Origin of the sequence: Neotamlana sedimentorum, assembly GCF_000943565.1 — a bacterium.
GTDB lineage: Bacteria > Bacteroidota > Bacteroidia > Flavobacteriales > Flavobacteriaceae > Neotamlana > Neotamlana sedimentorum.
Window position 1 is genome coordinate 512,466 of record NZ_JTDW01000004.1, and the last position, 18,564, is coordinate 531,029.

The 18,564-nt window shown below is 30.8% G+C and carries 14 protein-coding genes; 8 read left to right on the forward strand and 6 right to left on the reverse strand.

Going from position 1 to position 18,564, the window contains the following annotated elements; all coding sequences use genetic code 11:
- The first annotated feature begins 473 nt into the window (after positions 1 to 473).
- The gene (gene galK, locus PW52_RS07100) at positions 474 to 1,622 is read left to right on the forward strand and encodes a galactokinase (protein WP_044632215.1); all 1,149 of its coding nucleotides are present in this window, start codon (positions 474 to 476) and stop codon (positions 1,620 to 1,622) included.
- 25 nt (positions 1,623 to 1,647) lie between these two features.
- On the opposite strand, the gene PW52_RS07105 is transcribed toward galK, so the two are convergent.
- The 5 genes from PW52_RS07105 to PW52_RS07125 all read right to left on the reverse strand — a co-directional run bounded on the left by PW52_RS07105 (position 1,648) and on the right by PW52_RS07125 (position 10,338).
- Positions 1,648 to 2,748 (reverse strand): ATP-binding cassette domain-containing protein, encoded by a 1,101-nt coding sequence (locus PW52_RS07105; protein ID WP_052823412.1) that lies wholly within the window; start codon positions 2,746 to 2,748, stop codon positions 1,648 to 1,650.
- 123 nt (positions 2,749 to 2,871) lie between these two features.
- Positions 2,872 to 3,732: an N-acetylglucosamine kinase gene (locus PW52_RS07110; protein ID WP_044632217.1), complete on the reverse strand. Its 861-nt coding sequence runs from the start codon at positions 3,730 to 3,732 to the stop codon at positions 2,872 to 2,874.
- Positions 3,733 to 3,799: 67 nt separating this feature from the next.
- Positions 3,800 to 4,801: a type I glyceraldehyde-3-phosphate dehydrogenase gene (gap, locus tag PW52_RS07115; protein WP_044632218.1), complete on the reverse strand. Its 1,002-nt coding sequence runs from the start codon at positions 4,799 to 4,801 to the stop codon at positions 3,800 to 3,802.
- Between the two features lie 22 nt (positions 4,802 to 4,823).
- Complete coding sequence (gene pfkA / locus PW52_RS07120; protein WP_044632219.1) at positions 4,824 to 5,810, reverse strand: 6-phosphofructokinase; 987 nt, start codon at positions 5,808 to 5,810, stop codon at positions 4,824 to 4,826.
- 142 nt (positions 5,811 to 5,952) lie between these two features.
- Positions 5,953 to 10,338: a translocation/assembly module TamB domain-containing protein gene (locus PW52_RS07125; protein ID WP_044632220.1), complete on the reverse strand. Its 4,386-nt coding sequence runs from the start codon at positions 10,336 to 10,338 to the stop codon at positions 5,953 to 5,955.
- A gap of 166 nt (positions 10,339 to 10,504) precedes the next feature.
- Between PW52_RS07125 and tsaD the strand changes: the two genes are divergently transcribed.
- The 7 genes from tsaD (at position 10,505) to PW52_RS07160 (ending at position 16,586) form a co-directional block, all read left to right on the forward strand.
- Positions 10,505 to 11,527: a tRNA (adenosine(37)-N6)-threonylcarbamoyltransferase complex transferase subunit TsaD gene (gene tsaD / locus PW52_RS07130; protein ID WP_044632270.1), complete on the forward strand. Its 1,023-nt coding sequence runs from the start codon at positions 10,505 to 10,507 to the stop codon at positions 11,525 to 11,527.
- 109 nt (positions 11,528 to 11,636) lie between these two features.
- Positions 11,637 to 12,272, forward strand: coding sequence for a peptidylprolyl isomerase (locus tag PW52_RS07135; protein ID WP_044632221.1), 636 nt, complete (start codon positions 11,637 to 11,639; stop codon positions 12,270 to 12,272).
- Positions 12,272 to 12,976: a 16S rRNA (uracil(1498)-N(3))-methyltransferase gene (locus tag PW52_RS07140; RefSeq protein WP_044632222.1), complete on the forward strand. Its 705-nt coding sequence runs from the start codon at positions 12,272 to 12,274 to the stop codon at positions 12,974 to 12,976. The genes PW52_RS07135 and PW52_RS07140 overlap by 1 nt, the downstream gene beginning before the upstream one ends.
- Before the next feature lies 1 nt (position 12,977).
- On the forward strand, positions 12,978 to 13,619 hold the full coding sequence (locus PW52_RS07145) for a DUF4159 domain-containing protein (RefSeq protein ID WP_044632271.1): 642 nt from the start codon (positions 12,978 to 12,980) through the stop codon (positions 13,617 to 13,619).
- 65 nt (positions 13,620 to 13,684) lie between these two features.
- On the forward strand, positions 13,685 to 14,182 hold the full coding sequence (locus PW52_RS07150) for a TrmH family RNA methyltransferase (protein WP_044632223.1): 498 nt from the start codon (positions 13,685 to 13,687) through the stop codon (positions 14,180 to 14,182).
- A 101-nt stretch (positions 14,183 to 14,283) separates the two neighbouring features.
- A complete protein-coding gene (locus PW52_RS07155; RefSeq protein WP_044632224.1) occupies positions 14,284 to 15,372 on the forward strand; it encodes an AI-2E family transporter in 1,089 nt (362 codons plus the stop codon).
- A gap of 8 nt (positions 15,373 to 15,380) precedes the next feature.
- Positions 15,381 to 16,586: a THUMP-like domain-containing protein gene (locus PW52_RS07160; RefSeq protein ID WP_044632225.1), complete on the forward strand. Its 1,206-nt coding sequence runs from the start codon at positions 15,381 to 15,383 to the stop codon at positions 16,584 to 16,586.
- Positions 16,587 to 16,628: 42 nt separating this feature from the next.
- On the opposite strand, the gene PW52_RS07165 is transcribed toward PW52_RS07160, so the two are convergent.
- A complete protein-coding gene (locus PW52_RS07165; protein ID WP_044632226.1) occupies positions 16,629 to 18,203 on the reverse strand; it encodes a solute:sodium symporter family transporter in 1,575 nt (524 codons plus the stop codon).
- Positions 18,204 to 18,564: the final 361 nt, after the last annotated feature.

The window sequence follows — 18,564 nt, forward strand, 5'->3', positions numbered from 1 at the left end:
TTAACTATTTAGTTAGTAGCGAAATACTACTCGTATAAAAAATACTCCTTTTATATGCGTAATTAAATCGTTTTTACATTATTTAACGATTTAAACCAACCCCAATAGCCATATTGTGTTATGCCAATATAACTATTGGGGTATTTTTTGATATTACTTAAATATATTTAATACATCTTGTTAAAATCTAAATTCATACTTTAACCATAAGCCTTCATAATACTTCCCTCCTAAACTTTCTATTCTTAATTGATGGTATATCATTTAACTATTAATTTATAATCATAGTTATTTCTCCCGTTTCTTAAATAAAATTTCAAATCATTCCTTTAATTTTTATTAATCATATAAACTTAAAAAACCAACTAGTAGGGTCTAGTCTGTTTATTTAGGATTTTTATATATTTGCAGAATGTTCTTATAATTTTTACCAACTCAAAAATATAAAGAAAGCTATTTAAAAAAAATTAAATATGGATAAACAGTTAGTTAGTGATGTAAAAAAAATTTATATAAAAAAATTTGGGGAAGATCCTTTCTTAATATTTTCTCCAGGAAGAATAAATATTATTGGCGAACATACTGATTACAATGATGGTTTTGTATTTCCAGGAGCTGTAAACAAAGGAATATACGCAGCAATTCAAAAAGCCAATACAAATAAATGTACAGCATTTGCTTTGGATAAAAACGATAAACTAGAGTTTAATTTAAATGCTGTAAAACCAATGAAGGAAGGTAGTTGGCAAAATTATGTTCTAGGCATTGTAGCCGAAATACAAAAAACAAATAAAATTATTGGCAACTTTAATATTGTTTTTAAAGGTGATATACCTGGCGGTGCTGGCATGTCTTCTTCGGCCGCCTTGGAAAATAGCATAGTTTTTGGCCTAAATAAAATATTTGATTTAAATTTAACTAAAGAAGAAATGATTTTAATTTCGCAAAAAGCCGAACATAATTATGTCGGTGTAAATTGCGGGATCATGGACCAATATGCGAGTATGTTTGGTGTTAAAAACCATGCATTGCTACTAGATTGTAGAAGTATTAAAGCCAAACCGTTTAAAATAGATTTTAAAGAATATGACCTTGTTTTAATCAATACAAATGTTAAACACAGTTTATCTGATAGTGCTTATAATGACCGACGATCGGCCTGCGAAAATATAGCCAAACGTTTAAAAATTTCGGCTCTTCGAGATGCTAATGAAAGTGATTTGAAAGCCATTAAAAACTTGGTGACTCCAGAAAACTACAATAAAGCTCTTTTCGTTATTCAAGAAAATCAACGCGCTATAAAAGCATCGAAAGCCATGCTAGATAACGACATAAAAACCTTAGGAAAACTTATATATAGTTCGCATAACGGACTTTCAAAACAATATAAAGTAAGTTGTGATGAACTTGACTTTTTAGTTGATAAAGCCCGAAGTACCAAGTACGTAATTGGAGCAAGAATGATGGGTGGCGGTTTTGGTGGATGTACAATTAACTTGATTCATAAACACAGTGTGGATGCTTTTAAGAATTTTGTAGAGACAGATTATAAAAACACTTTTGGCAAAGCTTGTTCTTTTTATAGTGTTACCCTTTCTAATGGAACTCATCTTATAAATTAGTCATATAGTTTTACGAACAACTAACTTATAAAATATTACCAACTGAACCAGAACTAGTTGGTGAAAGTTGAAAAATATAATCCGTGTTTAATTCTTCTTCAATTCGATGAGATACATATAAAATAGCTGTATTCGTCTCTTTAGCAATTTTATTTATTAGATTAGCAAAAAGCACAGCTTCGGTATCATCTAAACCATTAGTGGGCTCATCTAAAATTAAAAGCGGAGGACTCTTAACCATCGCTCTAGCGATTAATACTAAACGTTGTTGTCCTTTAGTTAAATCAAGAAAACTTTGTTTTCTTATTTCAAATAACCCTAAAACTTTTAACCATTGGTGTGCTATTTCAATTTCTAAATGTGAAGGTGTTTTATAAAGCCCTACAGAGTCATAAAAACCAGAAACAACCATATTTCCTATAGAATCTAAACGTGCAAAACCACGAACCATTTCGGCTGTAAAATAGCCTATTTTCTTTTTAATTTCCCAAACACTTTCTCCGCTACCCTTTTTTACATCAAATAAATAAATATTTTGCCCGAATGCTTTTGGGTTATCGCCATAAATCATACTTAACATGGTACTTTTACCAGACCCATTGGGTCCTATTAGCTTCCAAAATTCACCTGGTTTTATAGTCCAAGAAATATCTTTTATAATGGTTCGGTCTGCGTATTTTATTGAAACCTTATTAAATTCAACCAATCGGTTATACTTGTAATTTATAAGCTTATATGGCTTCGGTAATGCTAAATTAAAAGATGTGCTTACATTATCATCTTTTAAATTAACTTCTACAAGTGTATTGTTTTTAATAGAAAAAACCGATTGTATAAAAGACAATACATCGGCTTTTCTATTGGTAATTTGTATTAAAAGTGTATTTTCACTTAAGGCCTGTAACGTAGTTTTAAAAGCTTCTTGCGCTTGTATATCTAAACTTCCAAAAACATTGTCTAACACAATGTAATCTGGTTTTAAATTTATTAAATACTGTAATAATGCTTGTTTTCGCTCACCTTCAGAAGAATGATATAAACTATTATCTACTTTAGTTTTAACATCAACTTTACCATGACGTAATTCTTCATTAATAAGCTTGTTTAAAGTAATATCAGAAAACAAAACGCCTTTTAATCCTTTGGTTTCAGGAATAATTTTTGAATCTAAAATATCTTGAATAAGCGTTTTTTTATCGTCTTTATTCGAAATGTAGAAGGCCGTATGTCTGGCTAGTAAGCTAATAAATTACAGATTTTTTGTATGAAAAGGTATTAAACCTTCAATTGGTCTACGAACAAAATTACCGGCAGTAAATCCCATTTCATCGGCCACAGCTTTAATTTCATCTTGAGCAAAATAACCAATTGAACCTGCAAAATGTACAGGAACTGTTTTAAGTTCTTCTTTATATTGCATAATCATGGTTTCAGCAAATAATTGAATTCCTTTTTTTATAAGATTTATGGTATAATCTGAGTCTTTATGTAAAAACATAAATTCGGCAAAGTTTGCCAAATAGGCATTAGGACTTGGCTTTTTATATAAGTTATTTTTAATAAAATCAGCATCCATATTAAATTTACTTCCAAAGGCAATTTTAATATTTTCGGGCATTTTATTGTAATAATAATCGCGAATTAATTGTTTTCCGTAGTAGTTCCCTGAAGCATCATCCATTAATGTATAACCCAAAGAGATAACACGTTGATGAAGGTTTTCGCCATCGTAATAACTACAGTTAGAACCTGTACCTAAAATACAAACTACCGCAGCTTCCTTAGGGTTGTTAATTGTAGAATATACAGCAGCTAAGGTATCTTCATTTACTTCAACGTGGGCACTAGGAAACATTTTGTTTAAAACATTAGTTAAGCTATGTTTTGCATTTTCTGTTCCACAACCAGCACCATAGAAATACAAGTGGGTTACTTCGTTTTTATGTTTAATTAAAACATCGCTTTTTTCAATACGCTTTGTTAATTTACTTTCAGAAAGAATTGCAGGGTTTAAGCCTTCGGTACGAATTTTTTCTAATAATTTATTTCCATTATTGTCTACCGCAATCCAATCGGATTTTGTAGAACCACTATCAACAATTAAAACCATAAGTTTAAAGATAAAAAAAAACTCCGCAACTATTTACAATTGCGGAGTTTTGAAGTTATTTACAATATTATAATGCACCAATGTGTTGTGCAAGATCGATTAGTTTAGTTGAGTAACCAAACTCGTTATCGTACCAAGAGATTAATTTAATGAAACCATCATTTAATCCTATACTAGCTTCAGCATCAAAAACACTTGTTCTAGGCTCAGACACGAAATCTTGAGAAACAACACCTTCTTCAGTGTATCCTAACACACCTTTTAATTCGTTTTCTGAAGCTTCTTTAAGAGCTGCTTTTACTTCATCAAAAGAAGCAGGGTTTTCTAAACGACAAGTTAAATCTACTACAGATACATCTGGAGTTGGTACTCTAAATGCCATACCTGTTAATTTACCGTTTAACTCTGGAATTACTTTACCAACAGCTTTTGCAGCACCAGTTGATGAAGGAATAATGTTAGAAATTGCAGCACGACCTAATCTGTAGTTTTTTCTAGATGGCGCATCTACAACAAACTGTGTTGAAGTTGATGCGTGAACGGTTGTCATTAATCCTTCTGCAATACCAAACTTATCGTTAATTACTTTAGCTAAAGGCGCTAAACAGTTAGTTGTACAAGATGCGTTTGATACTATTGTATCGTCTGCAGTAATTTTATTGTGGTTAACACCCATTACAAACATTGGAGCATCTGCAGAAGGTGCAGAAATAGCTACCTTTTTAGCACCAGCTTTAATGTGAGCTTGAGCTTTATCTAGAGTTGTAAAAATACCTGTACAATCTAAAACAACAGTTGCTCCTACAGCATCCCATTTTAAATCTTCTGGGTTACGCTCTGCAGTTACACGAATTTCGTTTCCGTTTACTACTAAGTTTCCGTTATTAATATCGATAGTTCCGTCGAATTTTCCGTGAACTGAATCGTATTTTAATAAATATGCTAAGTGCTCAACGTCTAATAAATCGTTGATACCTACTATTTCGATATCTGGTCTAGCAGCTGCTACTCTAAAAGCGATTCTACCAATTCTTCCAAATCCGTTAATTCCAATTTTTAATTTTGACATAATAATAGTTATAAATGTTTATTTAAGTGCTCATAATATCTGACACTCGTAGTAATTCTAAATTAATTTTTGTTTTTCCTTTTATTGCTTGGTCTAAAGGTGTTAATTCCATTTTTCCGTTAATTAAACCAACCATATAGTTTGTTTCTCCATCTAAAATAGACTCAACAGCTTTTACACCCATTCGGCTAGCTAAAACGCGATCGAAACAAGATGGTGCACCACCACGTTGCATATGTCCTAATACGGAAACACGTACGTCGTAGCCCTCCATGTTTTCATCAACATAATCTTTAAGTTCGAAAATGTTTTTACCTATTTTATCTCCTTCGGCTACAATTACTATACTAGAAGTTTTTCCTGTTGTTTTACTCTTGTTTAAAGAGTCTACTAACCTTTCTAATCCTAAGTCTTCTTCAGGAATTAAAATTTCTTCGGCACCACCAGCTATACCTGCGTTAAGTGCTATATGGCCAACATCGCGCCCCATAACCTCAACAAAGAATAAACGATTGTGAGAACTTGCTGTATCTCTAATTTTATCGATAGCATCTACAACTGTATTTAAAGCTGTATCGAACCCTAAGGTATGCGATGTGCCTACAATATCGTTATCTATAGTTCCTGGAATTCCCATTACAGGGAAACCAAATTCATTATTAAATACAAGTGCTCCTGTAAAAGAACCATCGCCACCAATAACAACAAGTCCGTTTACATTTTCATTTAGTAGGTTTTCGTATGCTTTTTGTCTGCCTTCCTTAGTTCTAAACGTTTTAGATCTTGCAGATTTTAAAAAGGTTCCGCCTTTATTGATTATACCTTTAACACTACGGGCATCTAGTGATTCAAAATCACCATCAATTAAACCTTCGTATCCACGATATACGCCAATACATTCTATATTATGGTAAGCACAAGTTCTAACTACTGCACGAATTGCAGCATTCATGCCTGGGGAATCTCCACCAGAGGTTAAAACGGCTATTTTTTTTATGTTTTCCGACATTAATTTATGTACTTTATTGAGTAAAATTACTAAACAAAAAGCACATATCTAAAGGATTCCAACATTTTTAATAATACTTTAAAAACTATAACGTTTTAGTTGATAAAAATGTACGAAACTTTGTGTTTTATTAGATTTTAAGCTATTTCTTTGAAGATGTTTTAAACGAAATATGCTCTGGTAAGCTCGTATTATTTTCTTCTTCTGGAGACTCTTCTAAAACAGTATTTTCATCTTGTTTATTAAAAATTTTTTGAAGCAATTCTTTAAAGGTATCGAAGTCCACGTTATAAGATATACCTATACCTTGAGTATACCCAATTTGCTCTCCAAAATTTTGAATACTATTTTCTCGATTAAACACTTTTGCGGTAAGGGTTCCTTCTTCATTTAAAAGAAAACTTATTTCAACATCACCAGCTACCACAGTTTCGGTTGCTCCCCCCACGGGAACACCAACTTTACCATTTATTAGCACTCGATCGTTTAACTGGGTTTGTAATGTAAAACCAACCCTATCATCAGTTTGATAATCTGGTGTATTTTGGCCGGCTTCATAATTTAAACCAATATTAAGTTTACCATTGTTGTTAGAAAAAATACCGTTTATAATACCGTTTAAACGCTCTGCAATAGTTCCTGAAAAATTTAGTTCGTTTAAACCTTGAGAGAAAGATCCCGTTGAAATTAAATACAAAGCCTGGTTTTGTTTGTTCTCATCAGAATCCAAACGATATTGAAGCTCTGATTTTATAGATGAACTTACATTGGGAAAGTTAAAGGAAAAATTAGGATCGAACTGCTCTAAGTTTCCATTTAACTCAATATTTAACTCTACAGGTATACTTCGATTAATTGGGTTGTCAAGTAATGGCGACGGGTTAGCTTGAGTTTTATAAACTGCTAACATATCTATTGTGGCATCCAACGGGTCACCTTCCCAGGCTATGGTACCACCAGGTTGTACAATAAATTCTTTTTGAATAATACCTCCATAAGCAAAATTATAAACACCATCAAACACAGCGAAATCGCCCCACATATCAAATTTTCCGTTAGTGTTAATTTCAACTAATAAGCCACCATTTCCACGACCTTTTAACGAATGTCCTGTATTTTTGTCAATAATAATTTCTACTTCAGCATCTTCAGTTACATCCAAATCAAAATCCAGTTCTAACCCTTTTATCTCTTCAAAAGTAATTTCACGACCTTCCTTTTTAGCTTCTTTTTCTTCTTTTGTTATAAAATGTATATATGAATTGTCGCCAAAAGATTCTGCATCATTTAACGGAATTTTAAATACTGTTCCTTTTTTAGTTTCTGCAATAACACGAATTACAAGCTCATCGGTTAGTCCTTGAATACTTGCAACACCTCCAATAAAACCTGTACCATAGTAAAGCGACTCTTCGGTTTCTTGGGTATCTAAAATTAATAAATTTGAAGATGAAATATCTAGTCCTAATTTCCATTTAGAAAAGTTATAATGCTCTACAAAACCATTAAGCTTTCCTTTTGAATTGTATTTAGAATCGGTTAAACCAATATTATTAAACACAAAAGATTGATTTTTTAAACTTAAGGAGGCGTTATCGTTAAAATTATAATCTACATTTAAATAAGGCACACCTAATCCGGCATTTTGTAAAATAACATCGCCATCTATAGTTGGATGTTTTAAATCGCCTGAAATACGAACATCACCAGTTACTTCTCCCCTAATATTAGACAACACATCTTCTAACAACGGATTTAATGGATATAAATTAAACTTATTAAACCCAAACGACACATCAATGCTGGATTCTTTCCCATTAACATAAATATCGCCCTGTGCTCTAAAGGTTCTTTCCGTGTCATCTTTAATTGTAGCATCTACGACATAATTGGTTAACGATTCGTTTCCTGTAATAGAGGCATCGAACGAACCAAGTAAAAAATCATTAATTTTAAAATCGTTAATTACCACAGTAGAATTTGGCAAATAACTACCGTTTTGTTGCAATACATCTAATCTACCATTTACATTTCCAGATAGTTTTAAACTATCTATATCGGGTGTAATTTTTGCTAAATCTACATTCGAAAAATTAAGCTTTATATCTTTTTGAGTAGAATCTTTTAAAAATCCAGATAACCTTATTTCTTCATTTTGATGATTAATTCTAAACTTATCAATATTAAATTTTGTTAGTTTCTTGTCGAAAGATACCTTATGAAACCTATCTTCACTTTCATTAATAAGCCACTTGCTATTTTTAATAGTTACATCGCTCTTCTTAAAGCCAATCACCGACTCTGCATTCTCGTTTATAGTATGATAAAAACTTAGATTATAAATATCATTTCCATTTTTACCTCCATTAAACTCACTTCGCATAAACAATGTATCATTTACAGTTACATTAATTAAATTAAAATTGGAAACATTATAAAATTTGGTGTCAAGTTTATCAATTTCCACATATGTATTAAAAAGTGGATTACTATTGTCTACTTGTATTTCAATATTATTAGCTAAATAATCAGGAATTTTAATTTCTGGCGACTTAAACGTAAGTTTAAATTTTTCTTCGTTACTTTCAACTTTCCCTCGAATAAAGGTATTATTACCTAGTTCTAATTCAGGATAAAAAACCTCTACAATTTTGTTATAAATATTGAATTGAAAATCTATACTTTGATTTTGTTCTACTTTATATGGAATATAATTGGTATAAATATACCCAATAGAATTTTCAAATAATTTCCCGATATCTTTAATATAAAAATGACCTTTTAACTCCCCCTCAATAATATCTGGTGAACTAAATACTACATGACGTTCGTCACCATTAAACTGAGATGAAATATTAAATTTATCAAATCTATAGGTGTCATTTTCGTTCTTATATCTTGTTTTTTCAAAAGAAATTTTACCATGAGCATCATCTAAGTTACTACTATTCATATTCATCTTTACATGGCTACTAAACTCTGAAATGCTATCGTTTTTAACAAAGTTTAAGGTTTTTAAATTGGCAAAATCTACTACAGCTTCAAAATCGTATTTTTTTATAACTTCAGAAAAATCTACGAGCCCGTTAAAATTCATTTTTAAATTAGGATCGTTAACCACTAAATTCCCATCAAAAATTTTATTTTTTACTGTTCCTGCAATTTTGCTATTTTTATATGAATAATCGTTGTATTCCATATTAAAAATATCACCAACAACCTGCGTATTTAAAGATTCTATTATAAAACCTTCACCGTTAACATCGACGTTTAACGATCCTAAACCAATAGCTTCATCATTTAAAAATGTACCAAAATCGAAATCTTTAAAAATAACTTTACCTTTATAATTTGCATTATCGATGTCGTTAATTTTATCGATTATTAAATTAGTATCTATAAAACCTAAATCTGTATTTATATTAATATCAGCCTGAACTGCAGTAGAGGTTACTTTAGAATTACCGCTAATTGTAAATACCCCAACATTATTGAAAGTTGAGGGGATAGCGTCACCTAAAACATTGGGTAAAAGTGCTGTTAAATCGTTGTAAGTAGAAGTTAAGTTATTAAACCTACCGTTCATAACAAAATTATACTCTTCTGCATTAAACAAGTTTTCAAAACTTAAATCACCATAGATTTTGGTTTTAGAGTTCGTTTCCAATTTTAAATTATCGGCTGTTAATTTGTTTAAAGTCCCAGATAAGTTGGCACTAAAATTTGCAATTTGTTGACTGCCAAACTCATTGTAAAAAACATTAAGTTCGTTTAAATAGACACTAGAATTAGTGAAATTTGCATTAACAAAAACCTTATCTGTAAAATACTGTAAATCTTCACGCTTATAGCTAAATTTTAAATCGCCGTTTAAAGACGAATTTGGTGTTTTAATTTGCAGTCTGTTAAAAGTCATTCCCGATAAGGTATAACTAAAATCGGTCATTAAATTTTTCACCTCTATTCCTCTACTATCTTTAAACGCTAGTGTATTTATACGTGTACTAACCTCGCTACCGTGAATTAAAAAATTTGTAGCATTTATATTTAATGCATCAAACTGCAACACAGTAGGCTCCTCATTATTTTCATTAACTAGTTTAAACACACTGTTGTAAATAGACACATCGCTAGACGACAGTAGAAAATTACTAGAACTAGTCGATGGATTATCGTTTTCAAACTTTTCTACAAAAACGTCTAAATTAGTTTTGGTTTCATCTTTATACGTTTTAATATTAAATAGTAGGTTTTCGATATCAATATCTCCAAAAACTAAATTTCCGTTGGCTAAATTGGTATAACTTAAAATGGATGTATTAAGCTCTTTTATTGCAATTAAAGTGTCTTTTTTATAATCTTCAACATAAATATCTTTAAGCTCTACATCACCATTAAATTGAAGACTTACCCGAGCAATATTAATATTGGTTTTAAATTCTTCGTTTAAACGTTTAGTCGCGTATTTTCCAAGTTTAGTTTGAACCGCGGGAACAGAAAGCACTAACACCAAAATGATGAAAAGCATAAGCAAAATGCCTACAATTTTGTAAAATATTTTAAATGCCTTTTTGATACGCTTTAATTTGTAGATTTTATACTAAGAATCTTTACTTTTGTATTTTAATTGCAGTTTTATTTTTAAACTTCAACTAAATTTCAAAATTAACAATAATTATGCCCAAATTTTATTAATGGCGTCACAAAATATTTATATCCTGGGAATTGAATCGTCTTGCGACGATACAGCGGCATCTGTAATTCACAATGGCAAAATTTTAAGCAATGTAATTGCAAGTCAAAAAATACATGAAGCCTATGGTGGTGTTGTTCCCGAATTAGCTTCTCGAGCGCACCAGCAGAACATTGTTCCAGTTGTACATCAAGCATTAGAAAAAGCAAACATAAAAAAAGAACAACTTCACGCTATTGCGTTTACGCGCGGACCGGGTTTAATGGGAAGTTTGTTAGTTGGTACATCGTTTGCAAAATCTTTAGCCTATGGATTAAATATTCCATTAATTGATGTTAACCATATGCAAGGTCATATTTTAGCTCATTTTATTGATGAAGAAGGCTATAGTAAACCACCTTTTCCGTTTTTAGCCATGACTATTTCGGGCGGACATACTCAAATTGTTCGGGTTGATAATTATTTTGATATGACCGTAATTGGCGAAACTATTGATGACGCCGTTGGAGAAGCCTTCGATAAAAGTGGTAAGATTTTAGGTTTAGGCTATCCCGCAGGACCAGAAATTGATAAACGTGCTAAATTAGGGAACCCTAAAGCTTTTAAATTTACCAAACCAAAAGTAGACGGTTTAAACTTTAGTTTTTCTGGTTTAAAAACAGCCATTTTGTATTTTATTCAAAAGGAAACCAAAACAAATCCAAATTTCATTGAAGAAAACCTTAACGATATTTGTGCCTCTATTCAATACACCATTATTGGTATTTTAATCGATAAATTAAAACGAGCATCGACAGATACAAATATTAAACATATAGCTATTGGTGGTGGAGTTTCAGCAAATTCAGGTATTCGTCAAGCCTTAAAAGATGGTGAGAACAAATTTGGCTGGACAACCTACGTGCCTAAATTTGAATTTACTACCGATAATGCTGCTATGATTGCCATTGTGGGCTATTTAAAATATTTAGAAAACGATTTTGCACAAAATAACGTGGCAGCTTCTGCTAGGTTAAAAATTTAAAACTAAAAGTTATAAACAATATTTCTTAACAACTTATTTACCATATAAAAGCCTCAAATTCATTATCTTTTAATTTTGATTAAAGAAATAACAAAACCTACATTTTTTTATGAAAAAAACATTACTATTTTTAACCTTAACTAGTTTATCAACAATTTTTTATGCCCAAAACTCTACCGAAAAAGAATTAGCTTTACTTGAAACACCCGATCAAATTGAAACATTTTTAGCCGAAAAGAAATCTAAAAAAAACAAGCTTATTACATTTAATGAAGAAAAGCACAAAACTATTTTAGCTAAAGAACTTTTTAAACTAGGGGTTGGAGGAACTAAAAAAACTGAAAACGAATTTGAAACTACCTATTTTAAAATTATAAAAAAACATAAAAAGGTATACCAAAGAGCTTCATATATTTATTTAGATGGCAATACTTTTGATAAAAAAAATTTAAATGATTTACGTAAACTTATAATAAATAAATACAATAATGGTGCTGCCTTCGATTATTTAGCTAAACAATATTCAATGGATGGCAATTCTCAAAAAGGTGGTGACTTAGGATGGATTACAAAAGGTGATTTACATGAAGATTTTGAACCTTTTATTTTAAATAATTATCATGAGGTTGGAGAACCTTTTACAATAGATATTCCTAAAAACAATTGGTATTATGTAGCAATGATTACCGAAGAACCTAAAAAAATTGTTGAAATTGAAGTTTTAAAAATTGTCGAGCAAAATTAATGCAACTTTTTTACAATCCAGAAATTACCGAAAACACTCCAGAAATCACCTTTAACAAGGATGAAAGTCGGCATATTATAAAAGTTTTACGCAAAAGCATTGGAGACGCATTACATATTACCAATGGTAATGGCTGGTTGTTTACCGCCGAAGTTTTTATAAATAACATAAACAAATGTGTTGCTAAAATAGTTTCGAAAACCTTTCAAAAAAAACACAATTACAATTTACATTTAGCGGTTGCTCCAACAAAAATGAACGACCGCTATGAATGGTTTTTAGAAAAAGCTACAGAAATAGGAATTGATAGCATTACACCAATAATTTGCGACCATAGCGAACGTAAGGTTATAAAAACCGAACGTTTTGAGCGTATTTTACAATCTGCAGTAAAACAGTCGCTACAATGTTACATGCCCAAATTGCATGAAGCCAAAACACTTAATTCTTTTTTAAAACAAGATTTTAATGGCGATTTATTTATTGCACATTGCGAAGAAACCGATAAAAAATCTTTAAAAAACCAATTAAAACCTAACGCTAATATTACCATTTTAATTGGACCAGAAGGCGATTTTTCAACCAACGAAATAGAAGCTGCTATTAAAACTAAATTTATTCCCGTAACTTTGGGTGAAACCAGATTACGCACAGAAACAGCAGCAATAGTAGCTTGCCATTCGGTTGCGTTTATAAATGAATAACATGAAAAAACAGCTGTTTTTTATCGTTTTGCTTTTATCGTTAACAGCAAATGCCCAAGAATTAGCAGTATTAAAATATAATGGAGGTGGCGATTGGTACGGTAATCCTACCGCATTGCCAAACCTTATCGCTTTTTGTAACCAAAATATTAACACAACTATAAACCCTAAACCTCAAACTGTTGAAGTTGGAAGCCCCGATATTTTTCAATATCCGTTTATCCATATGACTGGGCATGGGTATGTGTTTTTTAGTGAATCTGATGCCGAAAATTTGCGTAACTATCTTATTTCGGGCGGATTTTTACATATCGACGATAATTACGGACTAAAACCGTACGTAACTAAAGAATTAAAAAAGGTATTTCCAGATAAAGAGTTAATTGAGCTTCCTGCAAATCACCCTATATTTAGTAATGCTTTTAAATTTCCTGATGGCCTTCCTAAAATTCATGAGCATGATGCTAAACGTCCGCAGGCTTTTGGCATTTTTAAAGACAGTAGATTGGTACTATTATTTACTTTTGAAAGTGATTTAGGCGACGGTTGGGAAGATGCTATTGTGCATAACGATCCGGAAGACGTTCGTGAAAAAGCACTTAAAATGGGTGCTAATATTGTAAAGTTTGCTTTTGAGAATTAACAAATTAAAATTCTAAAAAGTATAAAAAAACTAACTAATCCGCTTGAAATTCTGCTTTCTAAAAAATGCAACTTACACACTACAACACCAACTTTAAACCTCGTAATTTCCCCATCACCTTAGTTTGTGATAATGTTACAAATGCACCAAATATTGGTAGTTTGTTTAGAATTTGCGATGCTTTTGGTGTTGAAAAACTCATACTCTGTGGTGAAGATGTTTCGTTAGGAAGACGAATGGCAAAAACATCTCGAGCAACCGAGAAAGTAGTGCCGTTTGAAATTGCTCAAAAAGCTACTCAAGTTGTTGAGCAATTAAAAAACACACATCAAATAATTTCTCTAGAAATTACCCATAATAGCCAACCTATTCATAAATCAAAGTTTTCAAAAAATAAAGCAATACTTCTTATTATAGGTGATGAAAATTTTGGTGTTAGCGAGTCTATTTTAAGAAATTCAAATCAAATAATTCATATCGATATGTTTGGACAAAATAGCAGTATGAATGTGGTACAAGCAGCAAATATTGCGCTCTACGAAATTACTAAGCAACTCGTATAGTGCATTTAATTGAAAGCAAAATAGTTAATACTTTTAATAGGACCTCTCACGTCGTAAAACTTAAAGCGCAAAATAAGTTTAAATAACATTATATTTACAACATGAACTCCAAAACCATATCAAACGGTATTTTACGTGCCATAGGCATTATTTTAGGTGTTGCTTTACTACTGTTTTTTCTTTACAAAATACAGTCTGTAATTACTTACGTGGCTATTGCTGCCGTAATTTCGTTAATCGGTAGGCCAATAGTTTTATTTTTAGAAAATAAATTAAAATTTAAAAACACACTAGCCGTTATTTTTACTATGCTGATTTTCTTTGGTGTCTTTGCAGGTATCATGGCATTAATAATACCTCTATTAATAAAACAGGGAGAAAATTTATCGCTAATAAATATTGAAGAATTACAAACTAATGTCGAAAATTTATACAATGAAATTTTAACACATTTCGATTTACACAAAAGTGATATTAAGGAATCTTTGAAAGAATCTAATTTAGCTTCAAAAATAGACTTTTCAATTCTTCCTAATTTTATAAACTCCGTTATTAGCAGTTTTGGCAACTTTAGTATTGGTCTGTTTTCTGTTTTATTCATTACTTTTTTCTTTTTGAAAGACAATAAAATGTTTGAAAACAGCATATTAACTATTATCCCAAAGGGTAAAGAGGCACGCTGGAAAAGATCATCCAATAAAATAAAAGATTTACTCTCTCGATATTTTGTTGGCTTGATTTGCCAAATCTCGATACTATTTATAATTTATACTGTTGGTTTATTAATTATTGGTATGGAAAATGCTATACTCATAGCTTTTTTATGTGCTCTAATAAATCTTATTCCATATTTAGGACCAGCAATAGGTGGTTTATTAATGATTATTTTAACGACAACTAGTAACCTAGGCGAGTCATTCAGTGATTTTATTCTTCCCAAAACACTATGGGTTATAGTAGTTATAGTGGTTGGTCAACTTATAGATAATTTTATTTCACAACCTGTTATTTTTTCAAAAAGCGTAAAATCACATCCATTAGAGATTTTTTTGGTTATATTAATAGCTGGCATTTTATTTGGTATTGTAGGTCTGGTTGTAGCAGTACCTGCATACACGGCCATTAAAGTAATTTTAAAAACATTCGTTACAGATAATAAAATTGTTAAAAAACTTACCAAAAACTTATAATTTTTCTTTTGAATTTATCCATTTTAAATACTGAAATTCAAAGTTATATCGATGATAATTTAAACTCAAATGTTAATACACTATTACTTAAAGGCTCTAATTTTACATCGGTAAGAACAAAAGAAATTATTGAGCAAATTGAAGCCAAATTACGCTGTAAAAACAAACTCCCAACATGGTTTGAAACTAAAAACATTTACTATCCCAATAAATTAAATATTGAACAAACTTCCTCTGAAATTACTGCAAAATATAAGTCGTCCTTAATTTCTGGTAAATCTATTATTGACTTAACTGGAGGTTTTGGAGTAGATTGCTTTTACTTTTCTAAGGTTTTTAAAATGGTAATACATTGCGAATTAAATGAAAAACTATCTGGAATTGTTAACCATAATTATAAACAACTTTCTGTAGAAAATGTTGCAACCATAAACACTAATGGTATTGAATATTTAAAGTCAAGTAAACAAAAATTTGATTGGATTTATTTAGACCCATCTCGACGACATGATATTAAAGGCAAAGTATTCTTTTTAAATGATTGCTTACCAAACGTTCCTGAACAGCTAGAGCTTTTGTTTAATCATTCCAAAAATATACTTATTAAAACGTCTCCCTTACTAGATATATCAGTTGGACTAAAAGAACTAAAACATGTAAAAACAATACATATTATTGCTATTAATAATGAAGTTAAAGAGTTACTCTGGGAGTTAGAATATGATTTTGAACATGCTGCCACTTCAATAAAAACAGTAAACTTAAAAAAGGAGAACCAAGAAACCTTTCAGTTTATTTTAGATTCAGAAACCAAGAATGAAGCCTATTATAGTTTACCACAAACCTATTTATACGAACCCAACACTGCTATTTTGAAATCTGGTGGTTTTAATGAAGTTTCATTTCAATTAAAAATTGCCAAGATGCATCAGCATTCGCATTTATATACTAGCGAACAGATAATAAAGTTTCCAGGAAGAACATTTAAAATTGAAAACGTTGTACCGTATAACAAAAAAACCATAAAATCATTAGGTATTAAAAAAGCCAATATTACAACCAGAAACTTCCCTGAAACTGTAAATCAAATCAGAAAAAAATTCAACATAAAAGATGGAGGTGAAATATACCTATTTTTCACAACAGATATTCAAAATAACAAATTAATGTTAATTACTAATAAAATAAATACTCATAAAAAAAACAGGATGTAATTAATACCCCCTGTTTCGCAAATATTTTTTTAAAATAGAATCTTAACTAAAAATAAAATATGTTGAGATTACTACCAAGCAAATTAAACCTCCAACAATTTTTACGGGTTTCCATGGCACAACGTCAACTTGTTTTGTGTATAACTGTTCATATGCTGTTTCACGTGGTTTTAATTTACCAATAACAAGCATAATTATTATTGTTAAAACAAAAGTTATCGCTTGCATATGCAACATATGTAAACTAATTACCCCCATTCCATTAGCCAAAATTATGTAAAGTACATATATTACAAAGGCAAAAATAACGCCTACTTTAGCTGCAATAGCAGGTACTCGCTTAGTTAACATCCCAATTACGATAACTGCTAAAATAGGAACACTATAAGCACCATTAACAGTTTGTAAATAACCAAAAATACTATCTGCATAAATTAAAAAAGGAGCAATAAACATAGCAAAAAAGGCTAAAATTACTCCAAAGGTTTTTCCTTTTTTAACAACAACCCTATCACTAGCTTCTTTATTAAAAAATTGCTTATAAATATCTACACCATACAAGGTTACACAACTATTTAATGCAGAATTAAACGAACTTAAAATTGCGCCAAACAAAACAGCCGCAAAAAATCCTACCCAAACGTCTGGTAACACATCGGCAACTAACTTTGGATAAACATCACTAGTTTCTAATCCTGCACCATATTTATGGTAGGCAATAATACCAGGAAGAACAACTATGATAGGTCCTAAAATTTTTATAAATGCCGCAATGGTTAAACCTTTCTGACCTTCGGCTAAATTTTTCGCACCTAATGCACGCTGAATAATTTGCTGATTACTTCCCCAATAGAATAATTGAACAAGCATCATACCCGTAAAAATAGTTTCAAAAGGAATACTTGAATCTGGACCACCAATAGCATTTAATTTTTCTGGATGATCGGTTCCTAGTTTTGCTAATCCTGACATAATAGTTCCATCGTCTCCAATCGCCATTAATCCGAATATAGGAATTAAAAGTCCACCAATTAATAAGCCAACTGCATTTATTGTATCAGAAACCACAACAGCTTTTAATCCTCCAAATATGGCATAAATAGAACCAATAATTCCAATTCCCCAAACGCATATCCAAACTGCAGCCCAACTGCTAACACCTAATAATCCTGGAATATTAAACATGCCACTAATGGCTTTAGAGCCGGTAAATAGAACCATTGGCAACAATACAACGGCATAACCTGTTAAAAATAATCCTGACGTTAAAGCTTTGGTAGTTTTATCAAAACGTCTCTCTAAAAATGTTGGAATGGTTGATATACCGCCTTTTAAATATCTTGGCAGTAAAAATATAGCAGTAATAACCATTGCTATAGCCGCAAGAGTTTCCCATGCCATTACCAAAATACCATCGGTATATGCATCACCATTTAAGCCTACAATTTGTTCGGTAGATAAATTTGTAAGTAATAATGAACCTGCTATTACAACTCCGGTTAAACTTCGTCCTCCAAGAAAATAACCATCAGATGATGATTCGTCTGTTTTTCGAGTTGCATAATAAGATATAACAGCCACAAGTAGAGTGAAGCCTACAAAAGAGATTATTCCCATAATTTAGTTTAGTGTTGGTTAAAATATTCTCCAATAATACCACTTATTTTCGTTTAGTAAAAATAAAATTACTATTAATAGATTATGTCATATAGAACAAAACAAAAAAACTACATGTTATATCAAGAGTTTGCGCTACAAACACAAATATGTAACGCTATAACTATAGACCAAGTAGAAATTTATTCCGTTTAATAAAAAAACAAACAGTCGTTTTAAATTAAAATATTATAAATACTAACCATAATCCACGCATAAATATTCTTCATTTTAATTCATGAGCAAGAAAGAGTCACAATATATAGGAATGTTAACTATATAAACTGGTATAAATTTTTTAAAGGAGGAAAAAGTATTAAAA

Bases quoted from the DNA above. Each gene is read 5' to 3' on its own strand.
- galK (WP_044632215.1), top strand. From the start codon at position 474: ATGGATAAACAGTTAGTTAGTGATGTAAAAAAAATTTATATAAAAAAA.
- PW52_RS07110 (WP_044632217.1), bottom strand. From the start codon at position 3,732: ATGGTTTTAATTGTTGATAGTGGTTCTACAAAATCCGATTGGATTGCG.
- gap (WP_044632218.1), bottom strand. From the start codon at position 4,801: ATGTCAAAATTAAAAATTGGAATTAACGGATTTGGAAGAATTGGTAGA.
- pfkA (WP_044632219.1), bottom strand. From the start codon at position 5,810: ATGTCGGAAAACATAAAAAAAATAGCCGTTTTAACCTCTGGTGGAGAT.
- PW52_RS07125 (WP_044632220.1), bottom strand. From the start codon at position 10,338: ATGCTTTTCATCATTTTGGTGTTAGTGCTTTCTGTTCCCGCGGTTCAA.
- tsaD (WP_044632270.1), top strand. From the start codon at position 10,505: ATGGCGTCACAAAATATTTATATCCTGGGAATTGAATCGTCTTGCGAC.
- PW52_RS07135 (WP_044632221.1), top strand. From the start codon at position 11,637: ATGAAAAAAACATTACTATTTTTAACCTTAACTAGTTTATCAACAATT.
- PW52_RS07140 (WP_044632222.1), top strand. From the start codon at position 12,272: ATGCAACTTTTTTACAATCCAGAAATTACCGAAAACACTCCAGAAATC.
- PW52_RS07145 (WP_044632271.1), top strand. From the start codon at position 12,978: ATGAAAAAACAGCTGTTTTTTATCGTTTTGCTTTTATCGTTAACAGCA.
- PW52_RS07150 (WP_044632223.1), top strand. From the start codon at position 13,685: ATGCAACTTACACACTACAACACCAACTTTAAACCTCGTAATTTCCCC.
- PW52_RS07155 (WP_044632224.1), top strand. From the start codon at position 14,284: ATGAACTCCAAAACCATATCAAACGGTATTTTACGTGCCATAGGCATT.
- PW52_RS07165 (WP_044632226.1), bottom strand. From the start codon at position 18,203: ATGGGAATAATCTCTTTTGTAGGCTTCACTCTACTTGTGGCTGTTATA.